Below are 22,701 nucleotides of genomic sequence, written 5' to 3'. Positions count from 1 at the left end.
TAGAGTATGGTGAGCATCTTCAGCATCCTTTAAAGTATGGTCAAACTCAATTCTTATAGGTAAACTTTCCCCACTAACTTCAGCAGTTAAATTCATACCTTGAGCATCAATAGAAAGCATTTTTGCTGCTGTAGCATTGGGAGAAATACCAAATTTTTGAGAATACAAAAGTACCGCATCTTGATGGTCTTCATTCATATGAGAACAAATGCGATCGCGCAGCGGAACGGATGTTCTATCGCTAATTTCTGAAGTAAACGAATTAGTCATATTTTCAAATCCTGATGATTAAATTGCTCAATTCTAAATTCTTTATTCTACATTCTAAATTTCATCTCAGACATATTTTCAAATTCTGTTCCTCTAGTAGCTATTAGTTGTCGTCTAAATTCTCCAATAAAGTCCTCTGCTGGGCCATAATGGTCTGCTAAATCCCAAGTAGTGAAACCTGAATCCTTACAGTTAAACATACTTTGGCAAGTATTTTAATATTTATAGATAACACAGACTAGGTTATAGCTTAACTAATGAAGAGCTAAAAAAGAATGTGTTATAAAGTTAATATATCCCACTAGGGTATATAGTTAACTATTCAAAAAAAACTTAAAATAAAGTTTCTTTATAGCTTAACCTGTAAGCATTCAGCCGTCAGCTATCAGCGCTTTAGTTATTGCTTTTAGTTTTAGATAAAAGCTTAACTAATTGAGGGATAATTTATACTTACTACCAAAGTTGGCTTTAAAGTCTATATTCATTATAAAGTCTTTCATGAGAGCTGATAGCTGACAGTTAATAGCTGTTTCGCAGGAAATGCTTACGTTAACCTCTTGATAGTTATGCTAGTTATACTATTATTATTTTTCCCTAAAATTAATGTTAATGATGTATAGCGTTGTTCAAAATTTACAGCAAAGTATTGCTCAGTTGAAAGAAGAGTTAAAAAAAGAGAAAGCAGAACATCAATTTACTAAAAATGCTCTCCAAAAAAGTGAAGCACGTTTACGAATACTTACTAATCAAGCATCTTTAATTATTTGGGAGGTAGATAGCAAAGGTATATTTACTTTTGTTGAAGGAGAAAAAACAATTAAATCTTCTGATTTACTTGGCAAATCAATTTTTGAGTTATACAAAAACCATCAAGAAGTATTAGATAAAACTCACTTGGCACTGGCAGGTAATGAAGTTAAATGGTTTGGGGAAGCAGAAGGTATAGAATATGAAACTAGAGTAATTCCTCAAATATCTGAAAGCGGTGAAACAGCCGGATTAATAGGAGTTAAGTTCAATGTTAATGTCGGTCAAAATACTAAACTAGAAGACCCTGAATATCAATTAAGACTAGAAGAAAAAGTTGAGGAAAAAACATCTGCCTTAAGAGAATCAAATGAACAACTTATAGAGGAGATTGTCAGACATAAACAAGCTAGAGAAGAATTAATATATAGGCTAAATTTTGAAGAATTAATTACTACTTTGTCAACTCACTTTATTAATTTAGCCCCAGAGGAGATAGATAGTGGAATTCAAGTAGCTCTGGAATGGATAGGAACTTTTAGTGGTGTAGATCGTAGCTATGTATTTTTACTGGATGAAACTGGTAATTACATTAACAATGATTATGAGTGGTGTGACAGTGGAATTACACCACAAATTGAGCAAAGAAAACAAATACCAATCACAGCATTAGAAGAGTGGAATGAGCAAATAAAAAATCTAGAAACAATTTATATTCCAAGTACAACTAAGCTACCAAAAGAAAAGCCGATAAGTAAAAGATTTTTGCGTATGCAATATATAAAATCTTTGGTTGTTGTACCAATAGCATATCGTGGTATTTTTATTGGATTTTTAGGATTCGATTCAGTTAAAGAGGAAAAAAATTGGTCAGAAGACATTATTGCTCTGCTAAGAATTATGGGAGAAATGTTTATTAATGCTCTAGAAAGAAAAAGGGTAGAAACAGCTTTAGCAGAAAGTGAGAAAAAATATAGGCATCTAGTAGAAACTTCTCAAGATTTAATTTGGTCACTAGATAATGAAGGATGTTTTACTTTTGTTAATCAAGCAGCTAAACGGATTTACGGCTATGAAACAACAGAAATTATCGGTTGTTATCTAACAGATTTTATATATCGAGAAGAAGTAGAAAAATCTACGCCAACAAGCACAACAAATATTACACAAATACCTATATTTACTCAAGATAATTCCTCCAGTTGTCAGTGGGAAACAATACATAAACGCCAAGATGGAATACCTGTATATCTTAACTTTAATGCAATTGCTTTACGAGATAAATTTGGCAATTTTCAAGGAGCTATTGGCACTGCTACTGACATTACTCAACGCAAAAAATCAGAAGAAGCTTTACAAAGAGCTAAAGACCAACTACAAGCAGTTTTAGATGCTGTACCTTGGTTTGTTTCTTGGATTAGTTCAGAGTTAATATATATAGGAGTAAATAGGCAATTAGCAGCCAATTTTAACTTGCCTCCAGAAAAATTTATTGGTCAAGAAATAGGTTTTCTAGGCAGTAGTTCAGACTTCGTTAAATTTATTAGTGATTTTGTCGCTAGTTCGGCACAACAAATATCTCAGGAAGTCGAAACAAAAGTTAATGGCAGTGTGAGAAATTATTTGATTGTAGTTCAGAAATATGCTCAAGGAAAAGCGTTAGTTTCAGTCGGAATAGATATCAGTGATCGTAAACAAGCAGAGGCAATGAAAAGTAAATTAATTGCTTCACTTCAGGAATCGGAAAAAAAATTTCGTAGCCTTTATGAAGCTACAAGCGATGCTGTTATCCTCCTAGATAAAAACGGAATTATTGATTGCAATCTTGCAGCTTTAAAAATGTTTGGTTTGAATAATAAAGAAGAATTTTATCATCATAACTTAGCAGATTTTTATCCCGAATATCAGCAAAATGGAAAAAAATTTGATCAGTTAATCAAAAGATATATAGTTCAAGCAATTGTCAAAGGTAATTGTTGTTTTGAGTGGATAAATCAAAGAGCAGATAAATCAAAATTTCCCACAGAAGTCTTATTAACTGCAATGAAAACAGGTGAATATACTCAAAAAAAATCAAGCAAAAAATCAACTAAAAATATAGTATTTCAAGCCGTAATTCGTGATATTACTCAGAGAAAACGTCATGAAGAACAAATCAAAGAATCTTTAGCAGAAAAAGAAGTTTTACTAAAAGAAATTCATCATCGAGTCAAAAATAATCTGCAAGTAATTTCTAGTTTATTAAGACTACAGTCAAGATATATTCAAGATGAAAGAATTTTAGAAATGTTAAAAGAAAGCCAAAACCGAGTTAGATCGATGGCTCTTGTTCATGAACATTTATATCAATCAAAGGACTTGTCTAAAGTAAATTTTACTGAATATATTTCCAGTCTAGCTGCTCACTTATTCCAAGCTTATGCAGTCAAAGCAAGAGGTGTTAAATTAAATCTAAACGTCATTCCTATTTGCTTAAATATTGATACAGTAGTTCCCTGTGGTCTAATTATTAATGAATTGGTTTCTAATTCTCTCAAGTATGCTTTTCCAGAAGAATGTCAGGGAGAAATTTTCATAGAATTTGATTATGACGATCATGACCAAAACCAATTTATTCTCAAAGTAGCTGATAATGGCATTAGTTTTGCTCAAGATTTAGACTATAAAAAATCTGGTTCTTTAGGTCTGCGTTTAGTATGTTCATTAGTGAGACAACTTAAAGGAAAAATTGAGCTAATTAATCAAGTAGGAACAGTTTTTAAAATAACTTTTTCTAGCTGGAATGCAAGTAAATTATAGAGAGGTATAAATGTCAAAATCAAAAATTCTAATTGTCGAAGACGAAAGTATTATTGCTGAAGATTTAGCAGACAGTCTGACAATCATGGGTTATACAGTTATGGATATTGTTTCTTCGGCAGAAGAAGCAATTGTAATAGCAGTAGAAAAACAGCCTAATTTAATATTAATGGATGTGATGTTGCAAGGAAAAATGGATGGGATAACAGCAGCAGAACAAATTCATTTAAGCTCCCAAATACCAATAATCTTCTTAACAGCTTACACCGATGACAAAACATTGCAGAGAGTAAAAGCAACGAATCCTTTTGGTTATATTGTTAAACCATTTGAAGAAAGAAACTTACATTTAACTATCGAAATAGCTCTCCAAAGATACCAGTACGACCCAATCACTCAATTACCGAACCGTTCTTTATTTACAGATCAACTTAATGAAATTATCTCTTATCAAAATCATAGTAATTTAGGAAAATTATGTCATCTAAATAAATCTCAAAAAAATACATATTTTCCAATAATACCTATCCTTTATATTAGCCTAGATAGAATTAATCGAATCAAAGTAACTTTGGGGAGTAAAAATGGAGACTTAGTACTTTGTAGTGTGGCAAAAAAACTCAATAAATCTATTGATTCAATAGATATGTTAGCTCATTTAGAAGCTGCTGAATTTGGGATAATTCTCAAGGCAGTAGAAAAAAAGCAAGAAGTGACAGATATAGTTCAATCTATATTAGATACAATTTCTCAACCAATTGTTTTAGAAGGTTATGAAATTTATCTCACTGCTAGTATAGGCATTACCTTTTATCCATTAGATGATATAGAAGCAAATGAACTACTAAAAAATGCCAATGCAGCAATGTATTATGCTCAACAAAAAGGAGGTAATAATTATCAATTTCATCAATCAGAAACAGTTTTTGTTTCTCTAGAACAACTAAGCTTAGAAACTGATTTGCGTAATGCTTTAAAACGCTCAGAGTTTCAAGTTTATTATCAACCAAAAGTTAATATTAAGACTGGTAAAATTACTGGAGCAGAAGCTTTAGTACGTTGGTCTCATCCAAACAGAGGTTTAGTATCACCAGCAGAATTTATTCCTTTAGCAGAAGAAACAGGTTTAATCATCCCTATAGGAGAATGGGTCTTGCGTACTGCTTGTAATCAAACAAGAATCTGGCAAGAAGTAGGTTTTGGGCTTTTAGAAATAGCAGTTAATGTATCAAGATGCCAATTTACACAAAGAAATATTCAAGAAAAAATTATTAAAATTATTCAAGAAACTGGTATAAAACCTAATTACTTAGAATTAGAAATAACAGAAAGCTTAGTCATGCAAAATGAAAAAGCTGCAACTCAAATTATGGAAGCATGGCAAACCTTTGGCATTAATATATCAATGGATGATTTTGGTACAGGGTATTCATCCTTAAGTTATCTCAGAGAATTTCCATTTGATGTAATTAAAATAGACCGCTGTTTTATTCGTAATATTACTGAAGATAGTAAGACAGAAGCAATTACAATTGCCATTATTCAAATGGCTCATAATTTAAACTTAAAAGTAGTTGCTGAAGGAGTAGAAACTCAATCCGAATTAGACTTTCTTCGTAAATATGACTGTGACGAAATTCAAGGTTATTTATTCAGCCCCCCATTACCCACATCCAAGTTTGAAAATTTATTAAAAACTAATCAATTATCACAATTCCCTAGTATTTAAAGCTCAGGAAGAAAGAAGAAAGAAGAAGGAAGAAAAAATCATATAAATAGGTTTTTTTAGGATGAGAAAGCAGAGCATTATTAAAAAGTAACATCATCTAGAATAAAATAAGCTAAAATATTGAATACTGATCGATAAGTGAGTACCGGAGCAGAGAAAATAGTTAAATTTGTCGTTGAAGCGAAAGAATAGATATTTTAATAATTAATTAAAAGGACATGATCTTACCGCATAATTGCATAATTAAGGTTTAAAGCTTCTTTTGTCAAGAATAAATAAATCCCAAAAATCATGCTCGCCAATCCTATAATTTTCAGGAGGCGAGTGCCAATCGCCTTTGACAGAGAGAGGGATAGAAGTAGTGATTCCTCCGAAAAAAAACCGTGCGTGAAATCCGTAATGACGATGAGATATTGTACAAAGCACGCCATCTGATAGAAAATTTTTTGGTCAAACTTAAACAGTATCGAGCGTTGGCGGAGCAAGTGCGGCAGCTATATCGCTACAAGCTATGACAAACGTTCAGTAAACTTTCACCGGAGGAATTTATGTGGTGGGCTCAGTCATTTTATGAGCATAGCGATCACTATCGACCCATATCATACAATACCAATTTTGTCAACCTCTTTAATTGATGACACGCCCTAACCTAAAAAATGGTATGGAAGCTATTGATTATGACTCCTGAGGACTGACTCCTGACTCCTACCTTCAAAAGATTTTATACAAATGCTACCGGATTTGATATCAAACTATACTTGTGGAAAGCCACCAGCCAAAACCTAAACCAAATCCAGAAATAATAGCTAAAATCAAAAAAGTAGAAAATCCATTAAACAACTCTACCAATTTTTCTCCCGCCACCATTTGAGCAACTACTCCTGCCACAATACCAATAGCTACCCATAACCCAACAATAATATTAGGCCCAGCACTAGCCAAAGCGATCGCCACAGCTTTAGACCGAGTAGAATTCCAAGCGGCAGACCAAGCTCCAACCCAAGCTCCCACAATAAACCCAAGCATACTGCCAACACCATTACCAGTCTTCAAACCAATCACAGCATCAACTATTGTCCCAAAAATAAATCCAGCAGCAGCCCAAATAATAGAACCCACAATCACCAATAAAACATTTTCAGCCCCATTACCAGCCAAAAATCCCCCCAAAGCAATTACTCCACCAATAGTCACCACAGCAGCAACTGTTCTGGCCTGGGGTTCAGTGCCAGCAATTAACCCTAAACTACATCCAACTATCGCCCATGCCAAAGCAGTAATTATACCCCCTACAGAATTTCCAGCTATCCAACCTGCTCCTCCTCCAGCACCCAATAAGGCGATCGCCCAACATTTTTGAGAACCGGTTCCTTCAATTGCCAAAACAGTCATTCCCATCCATGCCACACCTTCAACTACGGCCCAACTCCAGACAGGAGCTTTGGAAATAACTAATACCCAGGCAGTCAAAGCATAAAACAGGAAAGTAGCAATTAAACTACCCCAAGGAATACTGGAAGTTGTGGAATGTGTTTGATGAGTGTGAACAGAGAATTGTTGAAAATGATTATTGGCGTTAGAATTTTCTGGCCTTTGAGGAGAAGGGGTAGGCTGAGGAGAGGGTGGACGACGAGGTGATGATTGTTGTGTTTGAGTGGGAGTTTTTGGTTTTGGAGTAGCTTGCAGTTGAGAATCATTCAAAAAATACCGTAATTTTCGGTAAGCTTCATTAATTTCTTTGAGACGAATTTGAGCTTTTGCTTGGAGACGAGTATTTTGGGCAAACCGATCTGGATGCCAGACAAAGGCTAAATCTCGGTAAGCTTCTTTGACTTCATCTAGAGAAGCGCCAGGTTCAAGTTCTAGAATTTTATAGTATTGATTTATCTCATCCACATTAGAAAAATAATCAGTAGTTAGAACAGTTAGGAATTTAGTGGTTTGACGTTATCGAAAGTCTGATTTTTTGAGGTTGGTATTATATGGCAGGGAAAAGGTGGCCTAGAAGAGTGGGAAAAACATTTCCTCTTTGATTCATAATTACTCTATGTCTTAAGCAACTCAATATTTGATGTATGAAACAAAACTAACAGACAGTTAGTTCCATTTTGACCTCAAACTAAGAAAAATGCCATAATCTATCTGGCACAAAACTATAGCGCTAGAGATTTGGTTTCATATTCCCTCACAGACAAAGGTAACTCTAGAAATATTTGCAGACGACTGAGGGTAAAAATCTCCATTGCCAAATTCAAACCTGACATCTGGCACAAAACTATAACGTTACAGATTTGGTTTAATATTCCCTCACAGAAAAAGGTAACTCTAGAAATATTTCCTGCTTCTACTAGAGTACTGAGGGTAAAAATCTCCATTGCCAAATTCAAACCAAAACTATAACGTTACAGATTTGGTTTAATATTTCCTCACAGACAAAGGAAAGTCTAGAAATATTTCCTGCTTCTACTAGACCAATGAGGGTGAAAATCTCCATTGCCAAATTCAAACCTTCATCTGGCAAAAAACTATAACGTTATAGATTTGCCTTTATATTCCCTCACAGAAAAAGGAAAGTCTAGAAATATTTCCTGCTTCTACTAGACCAATGAGGGTGAAAATCTCCATTGCCAAATTCAAACCTCCATCTGGCAAAAAACTATAACGTTATAGATTTGCCTTTATATTCCCTCACAGAAAAAGGAAAGTCTAGAAATATTTCCTGCTTCTACTAGAGTACTGAGGGTAAATCTCCATTGCCAAATTCAAACCTCCATCTGGCAAAAAACTATAACGTTATAGATTTGCCTTTATATTCCCTCACAGAAAAAGGAAAGTCTAGAAATATTTCCTGCTTCTACTAGACCACTGAGGGTGAAAATCTCCATTGCCAAATTCAAACCTTCATCTAGCAAAAAAACTATAGTGCTATATATTTGCTTCTATTTCCCTAAAGTGGAAAGGTAAGTCTCGGAAGATTTTCTCTACTTACACTAAAAATTTCAATTCAAAAATCAATATCTTAAATCTGGCAAAAAAACTATAGTGCTATATATTTGCTTCTACTTCCCTAAAGTGGAAAGGTAAGTCTCGGAAGATTTCTTCTACTTGCACTAAAAATTTCAATTCAAAAATCAATATCTTAAATCTGGCAAAAAAACTATAGTGCTATATATTTGCTTCTACTTCCCTAAAGTGGAAAGGTAAGTCTCGGAAGATTTCTTCTACTTGCACTAAAAATTTCAATTCAAAAATCAATATCTTAAATCTGGCAAAAAAACTATAGTGCTATATATTTGCTTCTACTTCCCTAAAGTGGAAAGGTAAGTCTCGGAAGATTTTCTCTACTTGCACTAAAAATTTCAATTCAAAAATCAATATCTTAAATCTGGCAAAAAAACTATAGTGCTATATATTTGCTTCTACTTCCCTAAAGTGGAAAGGTAAGTCTCGGAAGATTTCTTCTACTTGCACTAAAAATTTCAATTCAAAAATCAATATCTTAAATCTGGCAAAAAAACTATAGTGCTATATATTTGCTTCTACTTCCCTAAAGTGGAAAGGTAAGTCTCGGAAGATTTTCTCTACTTACACTAAAAATTTCAATTCAAAAATCAATATCTTAAATCTGGCAAAAAAACTATAGTGCTATATATTTGCTTCTACTTCCCTAAAGTGGAAAGGTAAGTCTCGGAAGATTTTCTCTACTTGCACTAAAAATTTCAATTCAAAAATCAATATCTTAAATCTGGCAAAAAAACTAAAAACTATAGTGCTATATATTTCCTTCTACTTCCCTGAGACGCAAAAGTAAGTCTTTGAAAATTAACATACCTCAATCTTCGTTCCTACCTACTCGCTAAAATAGAGCAACATCTCAAAATATCAATATCAAATGTCTGCTAACCCTCCTACTGCCGTCCTCGTTGATGGCCATTCTCTAGCCTTTCGTTCCTACTATGCTTTTGGCAAAAGTCGTAGTGGAGGCTTAAAAACTTCTACGGGCATCCCTACCAGTGTTTGTTTTGGTTTTCTGAAGTCTTTGTTGGAAGTTATGGAGACTCAAAAGCCAGAATATTTAGCGATCGCTTTTGATTTAGGGCAACCTACATTTCGCCATGAAGCTGATGAAAACTACAAGGCAGATCGAGCAGAAGCACCTGAAGATTTAATTGTTGATGTAGAAAATTTGAAGGATATTCTTAAAGCTTTTAATATACCTATAATTACTGCCCCTGGTTATGAAGCTGATGATGTATTAGGAGCTTTAGCACAAAAAGCTAGTGCTGCTGGTTTTCGGGTGAAAATTCTTTCGGGCGACCAAGATTTATTTCAATTAATAGATGTGGAAAAAGGCATTAGTGTTTTACATTTAGGAGCAGGTAAAGGTAGTACTCCTAAAGAGTTTGGTCCTGAAGAAGTTAGGGAAAAATTGGGTATTTTACCTACTCAAGTTGTTGATTATAAAGCTCTTTGTGGAGATGCTTCTGATAATATTTCTGGTGTTAGGGGTATTGGGAAAAAGACGGCTGTTAAGTTGTTGAGTGAATATGGTTCTTTAGCGGAAATTTATAGTTCTCTGAATAAAATTAAAGGAGCAAATCAGAAAAAGCTTGAAGAGGGAAAAGCTGAGGCAGAACATTCTCAGTTTATGGCAAAAATTGAGGTAAATGTTCCAATAGATATTGAGATAGAAGATTTGCAGCTTAAAAAAATCTCTCGCTCAGAAATTGAGCCTGTTTTACAAAAATTTGAATTACAACATTTTTTAAATCAAATCCATCATTTAGAACAACAGTTTAGTGGGTTGACGGGAATTGAAGCTTTGGCAGAAGAGTCGGAAAATAAACCACAAGAAAAGTCAGATAATATTTTGGTTGAGAAGGAGAGTGATGATTGGTTTTTTAGTGCAGAAGATACAAAGGCAGCTCAACAACAAACCACAACAAAATCAGAAATAAAGCCTCAAATTATTGATACTCCAGAAAAGCTAAAGGAGTTAGTAAATATTTTAAAAGAACAGAAAAATTATGAGACTCCCGTGGCTTGGGATACGGAAACTACATCTTTAGAACCGCGAGATGCAGAGTTGGTTGGTATTGGTTGTTGTTGGGGAAAAAATATAGAAGATATTGCTTATATTCCTACCGGACATAAAGTAGGAAAAAATCTAGATCAAGGAAAAGTATTAGATGCTTTAAAACCAATTTTAGAAAGTTATGATTATCCAAAAGTATTTCAAAATGCCAAATTTGATAGATTAGTTTTTCGCTGTCAAGGAATTAAATTGGCTGGAGTTGTTTTTGACACAATGTTGGCAAGTTATGTATTAAATCCAGGAGCAAAACATAGTCTGGAAGAAATATATATTAGACATCTGAGAACTGCTGGAATAAATTTAAAAAGTTATGGTGATGTGGTCTCGAAAAATCAAACTATTGCTGACTTAGAGATTCTGAAAGTAGCGGACTATTGTGGTGCTCAAGTTTTTGTTACATTTCAGTTAGTAGAAAAATTAAGAGCTGAATTAGAAAAAGCCGATGAAAATAAACCTTCAGAAAAATATTTGCACAAATTATTAGTAGATGTAGAACAGCCATTAGAATCTGTTTTGGCAGAAATGGAATATCTGGGAATTAAGATTGATATTGAATATCTCAAGAAATTCTCAGTTCAACTGAAAAAAGATTTAGAGGCTATTGAAAAAAGAGCTTTTGGAACTGTAGATAGTCGAATTTTGCAGGAATATCTCATAACAGAAATTCAAGATATAGAAGCTGACTCATTTACTAATCAACAAGAATTAAAAAAAGCAATATCTAGCCCTATACTAAAAGCATATATTACCAAATTATCAAAAGAGCAAAGACAAAACTCAGAAGAAATTGAAAATCAAATCGATCGAGCAGAAACAAGTAATTTTTTAAACCTTAACTCACCATCTCAATTAAGCGAACTACTATTTAATATACTCAATCAAAATCAGAAAAAATCCCGGAAAATTAAGACTGGTTACTCTACAGATGTAGTTGTCTTAGAAAAATTACAAGAAGAAAGTCAACATCATCCCATCATTGATGAAATCTTAAATCACCGAACCTTATACAAACTATTTTCTACCTATGTCGAAGCCATACCAAAATTAGTTCGTACAGATACTCAGCGAGTTCATACAAATTTCAATCAAACTCAAACAGATACAGGACGTTTATCTTCCTCCGAACCAAACTTACAAAATATTCCCATTGGTACAGAATTTTCTCGGCAAATTCGTCAGGCATTTATCCCCAAAAAAGATTGGTTATTAGTCGCCGCAGACTATTCACAAATTGAATTAAGAATATTAGCTCACTTGAGTCAAGAACCAGTATTAATAGAAGCTTATCAAAATAATCAAGACGTACATACCGTAACAGCAAAACTATTATTTGAAAAAACAGAAATTACATCAGATGAACGTCGAGTTGGTAAAACAATAAACTTCGGTGTAATTTATGGCATGGGGGCACAAAAATTAGCAAGGTCTGTCGGAATAAGCGTCAAAGAAAGTAAACAATTTTTAGACAGATATAAACAAAAATATTCTCAAGTATTTGAGTATTTAGGGAAGTTAAAAAAACAAGCGATCGCTCAAGGTTATGTAGAAACAATATTAGGTCGTCGGCGTTATTTTGAATTTGAATCTAAAACTCTCCGAGATTTAAAAGGTACGAAACCAAAAGAAATTAATCTAGATGAATTCAAACGTTTAAGTCAAAATGATGCTCAACTTTTAAGGGCAGCAGCTAACTCGCCTATTCAAGGTTCAAGTGCAGATATTATTAAAATAGCCATGATAAAATTCCATGAAATATTGGCAAATTATCAGGCAAAATTATTATTACAAGTCCATGATGAATTAGTATTTGAAGTTCCATCATTAGAGTGGGAAGAACTGCAACAGGTAATTAAATCTACAATGGAAAATGTGATAGATTTAAAAGTACCTCTGATAGTAGATATTCATGCAGGGCAAAATTGGATGGAGACTAAATAGTACTATTTATCAAAAACTTATGTTTTCTTGAGTGGGGGAGTTCAACAATTAATAATTAATAATTAATAATTAATAATTACCTCGTAAACAGAATAGATATCTCCAAAAAAATCAAAAAATAAAATTAATTATTATCGCTAAATTATCAATTATTTCTCTCTGTTCCCTATTCCCTACTCCCTACTCCCTAAATTATCAATCATTCCTCCCTATTCCCTATTCCCTATATAATAATTAATATGCTTCTAGGGTACTGTGCTAATTATCAAAAAGGCGATCCTGTTTGTATTAATTAATTAATTAATAATTGAAGTGCTACCTAAGAGACTGTTTGTAAAAAGAATAGACATCTCCAAAAAAATCAAATCAATTATTATACCTAAATTATCTATTATACCTAAATTATCAATTATTTTTCCCTGTTCCCTGTTCCCTATAATCAGCTATTAATTAATTCACTTATGTCGAATAACCTTTTTGCTACTTTGAGATAAGTTAATGTTAATTATTCTTATGTTGAATTCTCCCTTATTCCCCCACTCCCCCACTCCCCCACTCCCCTACTCCCCTACAATGCGAAAATATAGAAAAGTTTTTGAGAAATGGTATTCCCTGTTCCCTGTTCCCTGTTCCCTATAAAAGATTTTTATTGTGCAAGAGATATGTTAAACTCCTGACTGTAGTTTACCAATAACTTTTATTTGAGTAAATCAATGGATACCAAAAAATTAGTTTTAGGTGGAATTAGTTTGGTATTGGGCAGTGCGATTGTTGCAACTGCTGCCAGTGTAGAACTTAGTGTTGAACAAGAACAAGTAATATGTAAACTGAAAGAGACAGTAGAACAACAAGAAAAAGCTGGCAAAAAACTGGTTTTCTGGCCACTAATTGGAAAAGTGAAAGAAAGAGTAGAAGTTCCTTTTACAGCCAAATTATCTTCTAATATATCCTACACTATTCTAGGAGTATGTGATGATAATTGTAATGACTTAAATTTAACCCTTAAAAATCAACAGGGCGAGAAAATAACCAATGATGAAAAACAGGATGGGATACCAGTAATCTCTTTTACTCCCACAGAAAACAGTGATTATCGAATTACTGCACGACCAGATAAATGTTCAACTGAACTATGTGAATTTGGTATGGTTTTATTTGTTCCTAAAAGTGTTGATTTAGATGTGGCCTCTGAACTACCAGATGAGTTATATCTATTTAAGTTTTGCCAACAGTAAGTAATAAATTAATAAAAGTAATTAAGTTAAGTTAATATTCTCAAAATTTTTCTGAGAAATAAATAGTTATACGAAGAATTAATATTTTTTTGTTTGACCAATACTCATACAGTGAAAAATGCTATAACATTTTTCAACAAATGTGGAGTATATTGTAAATGCTGATATTATCTGCTCTGGTGTTCTGTAGTCCCTAAAAACTCAAATTTTGCACCCATCCAAATGAGAAAGTCTATATACTTTTCTAAGTACAACTTAGTCATCTATATCATTTTCAAAATATTGCTAAATTTAGAGTCTGTCAGGGAATGGGTAGATTTGGTGAAATACAAGTTGTTAAACAAAATGAGAAACAAGCTTTATTTGTTGAATTTTATAGAAATGTAAATGTGTCAGAAATAAACCTGGATAGTTAATCTAACTAAAATTCTACTGTCAAAAAAATTTTATTGAATGGGGATTGGACTCAACCCTCATTCATCTTCTGATTTAAACAAAAAAACTAATATTAACACTCCATCTGGTTTAGATAAATTAGTCATTAAGAGTAGAAAACAGAGAAAAATGATAAATCTGTTTGCTCCACTGGAATTGGTATAATATTGACTTATGCTTAGGAGCGACTGAAAAAATCAAATTAAAATAAAATAATATTTTAGATGTAGTTACCAATATTCTCATCCTATGTTCAGTAGTAATCTAAGTGTAAAGAATTTATATTAACCCTGATCAATTAAAGCGTTAGTAGGATTGCCAAAAAAAATATATTATGGTATGTAGGAAAAACTTCAGTCTACATAATTAATCCCAGGGAAGTAATGAAATAATTTTGACTAACAAGGCCGTTATGAATATTAGATTAAAATAAAATATACTATATGATTATGGCCAAGGAATACCAGTGCAGATGTCTTTAACTTCTACATCAAAAAAACAGTCTATGATCCGAGAGAAAACCGGATCAAAAAATCTGTCTAGTAGCATAGGAATCAGAAAAAAAATAAGTTTTGGCTATATATTACCAATAAGCATTGCGACTTTAGGAATACTTACAGGGCGGATATTTGAGTGGAATTATAAACATCAAATTAGAGAACAAATAGAGCAAGCTCAAGAACAAGTAGATTTACTCACGAAACTCACAACAAAAGCATTGAAAGTTAATATAATTCAAAAAGAGCGGCCAAAATCAGTTAATGACCGGAAAGTGTTAGAAGCAAAAATATCCCAAGAATTATCAAGTATTTATGAGGTTAATACTATTTTTAAACAACTTCAATTAATACCAGAAACTGGAGATGAAAGTATAGAGAAAAAATATTATATCCCGCTTCAAAAATTTATCCAGACTTATTTTAATCCTTTGGCAGCTTATATTCAAAAATTAGAAAATTTAGTTCAAGAAATTAAACAGATTTCTCTTGAAACAACAATAGAAGTAGATAATTTATCATCAGCATCACCTAGTAAAATTACTAATAGTGAAGTAGCAATAAAACTAGAAAAATTATCACAAGATTCAGAAAAGTTAGCTACACTATTTAATCAAAGGGTAGACCAAGGATTTAGAGATTATCAAAAAATAGAAGCATTAGGAATTAAAATATTAATAGGTAGCCTACTGCTATCAATAATTATTGCAGTAATGATGGCTATCTATACCAGCAGATCCATAGTAACTCCCCTCAAAGATATAATCAAAGTTGCCCAACAAGTGACAGAAGAAGCTAACTTTGAACTACAACTTCCTGTAACTACAGAAGATGAAATAGGACAATTAACCTTATCTCTCAATGAATTAATTGGTAAGGTGGCAAAATACACTGAACAACTCCAGGAAGCTAAACTGAAAGCAGAAGCAGCAAACCGCTCTAAAAGTGCTTTTTTAGCTACCATGAGCCATGAACTTCGTACACCTTTAAATGCTATTATCGGATATAGTGAAATTCTTTATGAGGAAGCTGAAGAAGAAGGATATGAAGACTTTATGCTGGATCTAGATAGAATTAAGATTGCAGGTAAACACCTTCTAGAAATGATTAGTGATATCTTAGACATTTCCAAAATTGAAGCAGGTCAAGTAACACTTTATTTAGAAAGTATTGAAGTTGAAAAGTTAGTTCAAGATGTAGTTGGTACAGCGAAAAATCTCACAGAAAAAAACCGTAATACCTTAAAATTACTGTTAGGAGAAAATTTAGGTACAATGTATGCCGATATGCCAAAAGTTAGACAAGTACTGATAAATTTATTGGGTAATGCAGCTAAATTTACAGAAGATGGTTTGATTACTCTGAGTGTGGAAAGAGTAAATAAGAAGGTGAAAAATTCTCAAAATCAAAACTCACAGTCGTTTAATAATTCAAATAATTATATAGTTTTTCGGGTGACCGATACTGGTATTGGCATGACAGAAGACCAGTTAAAGCATATATTTAAACCTTTTACTCAAGCAGATGCTTCTACTACTCGTCGGTATGGTGGTACTGGTTTAGGGTTGGCAATATGTCAACGTTTGTGTGAGAGGATGGGGGCAAGAATTTATGTTAAAAGTAAATCAAACGAAGGTTCTACATTTACTGTTTGGTTTCCAGAAAGAGTAATGATTTGATTTGATAAATGCTTGCTACAAATGACTAGCCTTTTTATTAGGAGTCAGAATTCAGGAGTTACTAACTAGGAGAAAGAAAGGATTTGAATAGCATTAATTTTTAAATTTGTATTCATTCAATAGAACAACCGAACATTTAATCAAAGCTTTATAAAAAAAACTAGAGAAATATCGTTATAGAAAGTACGTCAGAAAAAAAGGTTAAGTCACTGTTTTATTTCTAGAAAAATTAATAAACTAAACAGTATTGATGAAAACATTCTCGAAAAAAAATTAAGAGGATATCTGAAAAGTTTTTTGATACTGAATTTTGCCCCCCGAGCAAGCCAACTTTGGGGGGAACAAGAGTCAATTTGCTTGCTCTAGTCCCCCAAAATTGGGGGATGCGCGGGGGCTTAGATGTAGCAAATGGGACTGTCTCAGACAACCTCTAAGTATTTCCTGCGGAATGCTGCGCAAACAGCTAGCTCGCTGTCAGCTCTCAGCAATAAAACTCTGTTATTAAAACTCTGCTTTATCAACATCTTTCTTAAGATTAAACTTGACCAAATAGAGAAGTTAGAAGTTATGTATTTGCTATTAACTTCATTCACTTAGCTAATATCTGATAGCTGACCGCTGAATGCTTACAAAAAAACAATCAGTTAAATTGAATCAGAATAAAACCAAAGGCTGAATACCCTATAAAAAAAGGTTTTTTCTACTAAAAATACTGCTCAACTATAAGAAGTTAAAATAAAAGCAAGTATAGACATAAAGAAAACTCAAAAATATGCGGCCAAATAATCCTAACCAATTTACACAAAAAGCTTGGGAAGCAATATCCCGTACTCGTGACATTGCTAAAACTTCCCAAAATCAAAAAATTGAAAGTGAACATCTAATGAAAGCTTTGTTAGAACAAAATGGACTGGCAACAATTCTATTTAACAAAGCAGGAGTTTCAACTGCCAAATTACAAGAATACACAGACACCTTTATCAAGCGTCAACCCAAAGTCAAAAATACACCCAATAATATTTACTTAGATTACAGTTTCAGTATCTTAATCTTATTAAACAATGCCGAAAAATATCGCCAAGAATACCGACACGAATACCGACACGAATACAACATATCCATCAAACATTTAATACTTGCCTACTACATATCCATCGAACATCTTATACTTGCCTACCTAAAAGACGATCGCTTTGGCAAAAATCTCTATCAAGAATTTCAATTAGATGAAGCAAAGCTCAAAGAAACAATTTCCCAAGTTGGAGGTAATCAAAAAGTAACAGACAAAAACCCAGAAGAGAAATATGAAGCTTTAGAAAAATACATTTGTGATGAATTAGCAAAATATTTGGAACAATTCCACGAAGCTAGACTTGAACTAGAAGCCGCCGAAAATTCTAGCAATGATTTGCTATCTCCTCACGTTTGGAGACCTCTAGAAGCAATTATTGGTTTTAGCGAGTTGATTTATAAAGAAGCTTCAGACTTAGGATATGACAAACTTTTACCTAATCTTAAGAGAATTGAATTAGAAGGGTTGCATATCTTCGGAATGAGGCAAAATATCTCAGATATTTCCAGAATAGAAGCAGGTAATGTTCCACTTTATTTTAAAAGTATTGAGGTTAATAAGCTAATTCAAGATGTAGTTGCTAGAGCGGAAAATCTCACTCCAAAAAACCACAATACCTTCAAATTAGTCTTAGGAGAAAATCTGGGTACAATGTATGCAGATATGAGAAGAGTTGAAGAGGTACTTATAAAAATACTGGATAATGCAGCTAAATTTACAGAAGATGGTATGATTACACTCAGTGTAGAAAGAGTAAATAATCAGAAACTAAAAAGTCCTCAAAATCAAAATGCTGAGTCATTGAATAATGCACATAATTACATAGTTTTTCGGGTCAGCGATACTGGTATTGGTATGACAGAAGAACAGTTAAAAGATATATTTGAACCTTTAATTACTCATTGTAGCTATAGTGGTTTAGGCTTAGGATTAGCAATATGTCAAAGTTTGTGTCAGATAATGGGGGCAAAAATTGAAGTGGAAAGTGAATACGGAGAAGGTTCAACATTCACTATTTGGTTTCCAGAAAGAATGAATGAGACTTTATCTACTGACAGTGAATGCCAAGAAATGCAACTAGATGAAGCCAAACTTCAAGAAACTATTTCCCAAGTTAAAAATTTAACAGACAAAAACCTCGAAGGCAAGTATGAAGCTTCTGAAATATATAGTCGAGAGGAATTAGAAAAATATATAAAACAATTGCAGGAAGCTAAAATCAAAGCCAAAGCAAAAACAGTTTTCATATTAGATAAACTTAAATTAATCAATGAATTTCGTACACCCCTAAATGTGATTCTTAGAGAGATTGAAATTCTTGATGAAAAAGCTTGTGAATCAGGATATGACGATTCCATGGAAATGATGAAGTTCTTGGGAAACATGAAGGAAATTGTTATAAACCTCCTAAAAACGGTTAGCGATTGCTCATATATTATCCAAATAGAAACTGGTAAAATTACACTTGATTTAGAAAATATTGATGTTAATCAGCTAATTCAAGATGTGGTCGTTCAAGTGAAGAATATTACAGATAAAAATGGGAAGACTTTCAAATTAATCTTAGGAGAAAATCTGGGTACAATGTATGCAAAGATGTCAAAAGTGAAAGATATACTCATAACTTTATTAGTTAACAGCATTGAAAAGACAGAAGATAGTATGGTTACACTCAGTGTTAAAAAGGTAAACAGTCAGGAACTACAAAATGATCAAAATAAATTTGTCCAGTATTTGAATAGTTCTCAGAATTACATATTTTTTGAAGTCAGCGGTATTGGCATCAAAAATAAAAATCAAGTCCAGGTATTACACTATAATCTATTATGGCGTTATCGTTATTTATACTTGAGAGATTATCAAGGTTTATCTAAAATAATGGGAGCAAAGGTTGGTATAGAAAGTACGTCAGAAGAAAATTATAAAGTCACTGTTTGTTTTCCAGAAAGAGTAATAATCTGAACGGTATTTAATTCGGGTAAAAATTCTAATAAATAATTACCAAAATTTAATTAAAGTTACACCCCAGGGTAAATACCCAATAAAAAACAACGGTTTTTTCTACTAAAATTTATTCAAAGGTACAAGTTAAAATTAAATAAAAACATATAGACAAAAAATAAAAAAACAAAAAATTATGCAGCCAAATAATCCTAACCAATTTACAGAAAAAGCTTGGGAAGCTATATCCCGTACTCCTGACATTGCGAAAACTTCCCAAAATCAACAAATTGAAACTGAACACTTAATGAAAGCTTTGTTAGAACAAAATGGACTAACAACCAGTCTATTCAACAAAGCAGGAGTCTCAACTTCCAAAGTACAAGAATATACAGATACCTTTATTAACCGTCAAGCAAAAGTCAAAAATACACCCAATAATATTTACTTAGGTCGCAGTCTGGATACTTTATTAGACAATGCCGAAAAATATCGCCAAGAATACACGGACGAATACATATCTATCGAACATTTCATACTTGCTTATCTCAAAGACGACCGCTTCGGCAAAAATCTCTATAAAGAATTCAAATTAGATGAAGCAAAGCTCAAAGAAACTATTTCCCAAGTGAGAGGCAACCAAAAAGTAACAGACAAAAACCCAGAAGGTAAATACGAAGCTCTAGAAAAATATGGTCGCGACCTGACAGAATTTGCTCGTGAAGGTAAACTCGACCCCGTTATTGGGAGGGATGACGAAATTAGACGCACTATTCAAATACTAAGTCGTCGTACCAAAAACAACCCAGTATTAATAGGCGAACCTGGAGTCGGAAAAACAGCGATCGCTGAAGGTCTCGCCCAACGTATTATTACTGGAGACGTTCCCCAATCTCTTAAAGACCGCCAACTCATCGCCTTAGACATGGGTGCTTTAATTGCTGGAGCTAAATTTAGAGGCGAATTTGAAGAACGTCTCAAAGCTGTTCTCAAAGAAGTCACCGACTCAGACGGTAAAATTATCTTATTTATAGATGAAATTCACACAGTTGTGGGAGCAGGAGCAACTCAAGGAGCGATGGATGCAGGAAATTTACTCAAACCAATGTTAGCTAGAGGAGAACTCCGGTGTATTGGAGCAACAACTCTCGATGAGTACCGTAAATACATCGAAAAAGATGCTGCTTTAGAACGTCGTTTCCAACAAGTTTATGTAGACCAACCCAGTGTAGGAGATACCATCTCAATTTTACGGGGTCTCAAAGAACGCTATGAAGTACATCACGGCGTGAAAATTTCCGATAGCTCCCTCGTCGCTGCTGCTACTCTATCTACTCGCTATATTAGCGATCGCTTCCTCCCAGACAAAGCGATCGACCTGGTGGACGAAGCGGCAGCTAAACTCAAAATGGAAATTACCTCCAAACCAGAGGAACTTGACGAAATTGACCGCAAAATTCTCCAACTAGAAATGGAGAAATTATCACTGCAAAAAGAAAGTGACGCTGCTTCCAAAGAAAGGTTAGAGAGACTAGAAAAAGATTTGGCAAACTTGAAAGAAGGGCAACGCACCCTAAATGCTCAGTGGGAAGCAGAAAAAGGCATCATTGGTAAAATTCAGACTATTAAAGAAGAGATAGATAAAGTCAATATTGAAATTCAGCAAGCAGAGCGAAATTATGACCTCAACCGTGCTGCTGAGTTGAAATATGGTAATTTGATTAATCTACAAAAACAAGTAGAAGAGGCAGAAACTAAACTCGAAGCAACTCAAACCAGTGGTCAAACTTTGTTGCGAGAAGAAGTGACAGAAGCAGATATTGCTGAGATTATTTCTAAGTGGACAGGTATTCCCATCAGTAAGTTGGTGGAGTCAGAAAAAGAAAAGCTGCTGCACCTCGAAGAAGAATTACATCAGCGAGTTATTGGTCAAGATGAGGCAGTAACTGCGGTTTCTGATGCCATTCAGCGATCGCGTGCAGGTTTAGCAGACCCCAACCGTCCGGTAGCGAGTTTTATTTTCCTCGGTCCTACTGGTGTCGGTAAAACAGAATTAGGAAAAGCATTGGCAGCATATTTATTTGACACCGAAGATGCGATGGTGCGCATTGATATGTCTGAGTATATGGAAAAACATTCTGTATCTCGTTTAATAGGGGCGCCTCCTGGATATGTTGGTTATGACGAAGGGGGTCAGTTAACCGAAGCTATTCGTCGTCGTCCCTACACGGTTATTTTGTTTGATGAAATTGAAAAAGCGCACCCCGATGTGTTTAATATTATGCTGCAAATATTGGATGATGGACGAGTTACTGATGCTCAAGGTCACAAAGTTGACTTTAAGAATAGCGTGATTATTATGACGAGTAATATTGGTTCTCAGTTTATATTAGATGTCACCGACGACTATGAGCAAATACAGAGTCGAGTCATGGAAGCGTTGCGTGCTGCTTTCCGTCCGGAGTTTCTCAACCGTATTGATGAAACTATTATTTTCAAAGGTTTACAGAAAGAGCAGTTGCGGGAAATTGTACAATTACAAATTGTACGTCTAGAGAAACGGTTAGCTGAACGTAAGATGTCACTGAAGCTTGCTGATGCTGCTGTTGACTTTTTAGCAGAAGTTGGGTACGACCCTGTATATGGAGCACGACCTTTAAAGCGGGCAATTCAGCGAGAGTTAGAAACGCAAATTGCTAAAGGTATTTTGCGTAGTGAGTTTAATGATGGTGATACTATTTTTGTGGATGTTGAAAATGAGCGACTTTCGTTTAAACGGTTGCCATTGGAGTTAGTGATGGCTAAGTAGTCAATTATTAATATTAGACATCTCTAGCAAATAGATGGGGAGATGGGGAGATGAGGGGATGGGGAGATGGAGAAATATTTGGTAATGGTTGAAGATGGAACATTCTTGTATGCCGAATTAAACGGATTTGATGTAATATCATGCTCAGATAATTAGTGATCAAAAAACTTTCTCCTTTTCCTCCTCTTTATTCTTTCTTCTTGCTTCTTTCTTCTTATTTCTTCCCTCCTGAGTTCTTTCTTCTGAGTTCTGAGTCGTTTATTTATAAGTATTCAACTCAGAAGTAGAGAAAATTATGGTTTTGGTTCAATTCGTCATTTTGTGAAGCACCAAAAATCGCCTGATTATTAACTCTTGCATTGCTCAAATAATTGTGATAGTATTATGTTATTGGGAGTTTTTCGCCCCTACGCATGACTTTTTATTCAACTAAAAAACCGAATTATCTCCCAACA

At 33.8% G+C, this 22,701-nt stretch carries 13 protein-coding genes and 1 pseudogene; 8 read left to right on the top strand and 6 right to left on the bottom strand.

The genetic code is table 11. From position 1 onward, the window contains the following. Both F6K15_RS32940 and F6K15_RS32935 read right to left on the bottom strand, forming a co-directional pair. A partial coding sequence (locus tag F6K15_RS32940; RefSeq protein WP_293069601.1) for a DUF2470 domain-containing protein occupies window positions 1-270 on the bottom strand: 270 nt, incomplete at its 3' end. A gap of 83 nt (window positions 271-353) precedes the next feature. Beyond that, window positions 354-476, bottom strand: a pseudogene (locus F6K15_RS32935) (aldo/keto reductase); the annotation flags it as partial. A 403-nt stretch (window positions 477-879) separates the two neighbouring features. On the opposite strand from F6K15_RS32935, the gene F6K15_RS32930 reads away from it, so the two are divergent. The 3 genes from F6K15_RS32930 (at window position 880) to F6K15_RS32920 (ending at window position 6,060) form a co-directional block, all read left to right on the top strand. Beyond that, the gene (locus F6K15_RS32930; RefSeq protein ID WP_293069599.1) at window positions 880-3,816 is read left to right on the top strand and encodes a PAS domain S-box protein; all 2,937 of its coding nucleotides are present in this window, start codon (window positions 880-882) and stop codon (window positions 3,814-3,816) included. 10 nt (window positions 3,817-3,826) lie between these two features. Further along, the gene (locus F6K15_RS32925; protein WP_293069597.1) at window positions 3,827-5,545 is read left to right on the top strand and encodes a bifunctional diguanylate cyclase/phosphodiesterase; all 1,719 of its coding nucleotides are present in this window, start codon (window positions 3,827-3,829) and stop codon (window positions 5,543-5,545) included. 383 nt (window positions 5,546-5,928) lie between these two features. Next, window positions 5,929-6,060, top strand: a complete 132-nt coding sequence (locus F6K15_RS32920; protein ID WP_293069595.1) for a hypothetical protein — start codon at window positions 5,929-5,931, stop codon at window positions 6,058-6,060. A 232-nt stretch (window positions 6,061-6,292) separates the two neighbouring features. Here F6K15_RS32920 and F6K15_RS32915 read toward each other — a convergent pair whose 3' ends face one another. From F6K15_RS32915 to F6K15_RS32905, 3 genes are all read right to left on the bottom strand, one after another. Further along, on the bottom strand, window positions 6,293-7,441 hold the full coding sequence (locus F6K15_RS32915) for a J domain-containing protein (protein WP_293069593.1): 1,149 nt from the start codon (window positions 7,439-7,441) through the stop codon (window positions 6,293-6,295). A gap of 257 nt (window positions 7,442-7,698) precedes the next feature. Further along, window positions 7,699-7,920: a hypothetical protein gene (locus tag F6K15_RS32910; protein ID WP_293069591.1), complete on the bottom strand. Its 222-nt coding sequence runs from the start codon at window positions 7,918-7,920 to the stop codon at window positions 7,699-7,701. Between the two features lie 8 nt (window positions 7,921-7,928). Next, window positions 7,929-8,066, bottom strand: a complete 138-nt coding sequence (locus F6K15_RS32905) for a hypothetical protein (RefSeq protein ID WP_293069589.1) — start codon at window positions 8,064-8,066, stop codon at window positions 7,929-7,931. A gap of 1,371 nt (window positions 8,067-9,437) precedes the next feature. On the opposite strand from F6K15_RS32905, the gene F6K15_RS32900 reads away from it, so the two are divergent. The 5 genes from F6K15_RS32900 (at window position 9,438) to clpB (ending at window position 22,246) form a co-directional block, all read left to right on the top strand. Continuing rightward, window positions 9,438-12,578, top strand: coding sequence for a DNA polymerase I (locus F6K15_RS32900; protein WP_293069588.1), 3,141 nt, complete (start codon window positions 9,438-9,440; stop codon window positions 12,576-12,578). A gap of 713 nt (window positions 12,579-13,291) precedes the next feature. Next, complete coding sequence (locus F6K15_RS32895) at window positions 13,292-13,813, top strand: hypothetical protein (RefSeq protein ID WP_293069586.1); 522 nt, start codon at window positions 13,292-13,294, stop codon at window positions 13,811-13,813. Window positions 13,814-14,720: 907 nt separating this feature from the next. Beyond that, window positions 14,721-16,424 (top strand): ATP-binding protein, encoded by a 1,704-nt coding sequence (locus F6K15_RS32890; RefSeq protein ID WP_293069584.1) that lies wholly within the window; start codon window positions 14,721-14,723, stop codon window positions 16,422-16,424. A gap of 772 nt (window positions 16,425-17,196) precedes the next feature. Continuing rightward, on the top strand, window positions 17,197-19,458 hold the full coding sequence (locus F6K15_RS32885) for a sensor histidine kinase KdpD (RefSeq protein ID WP_293069582.1): 2,262 nt from the start codon (window positions 17,197-17,199) through the stop codon (window positions 19,456-19,458). 175 nt (window positions 19,459-19,633) lie between these two features. After that, a complete protein-coding gene (gene clpB, locus F6K15_RS32880; protein WP_293069580.1) occupies window positions 19,634-22,246 on the top strand; it encodes an ATP-dependent chaperone ClpB in 2,613 nt (870 codons plus the stop codon). Window positions 22,247-22,259: 13 nt separating this feature from the next. Here the strand turns inward: clpB and F6K15_RS32875 are convergent, their stop codons facing one another. Further along, window positions 22,260-22,388: a hypothetical protein gene (locus F6K15_RS32875; protein WP_293069578.1), complete on the bottom strand. Its 129-nt coding sequence runs from the start codon at window positions 22,386-22,388 to the stop codon at window positions 22,260-22,262. Between the last annotated feature and the right edge of the window lie 313 nt (window positions 22,389-22,701).

It is taken from the genome of Okeania sp. SIO2B3 (assembly GCF_010672525.1).
Classification (GTDB): Bacteria; Cyanobacteriota; Cyanobacteriia; order Cyanobacteriales; family Microcoleaceae; genus Okeania.
Note: the sequence above shows the minus strand (reverse complement) of the source record. Positions and strands in the feature narration are given on the sequence as shown.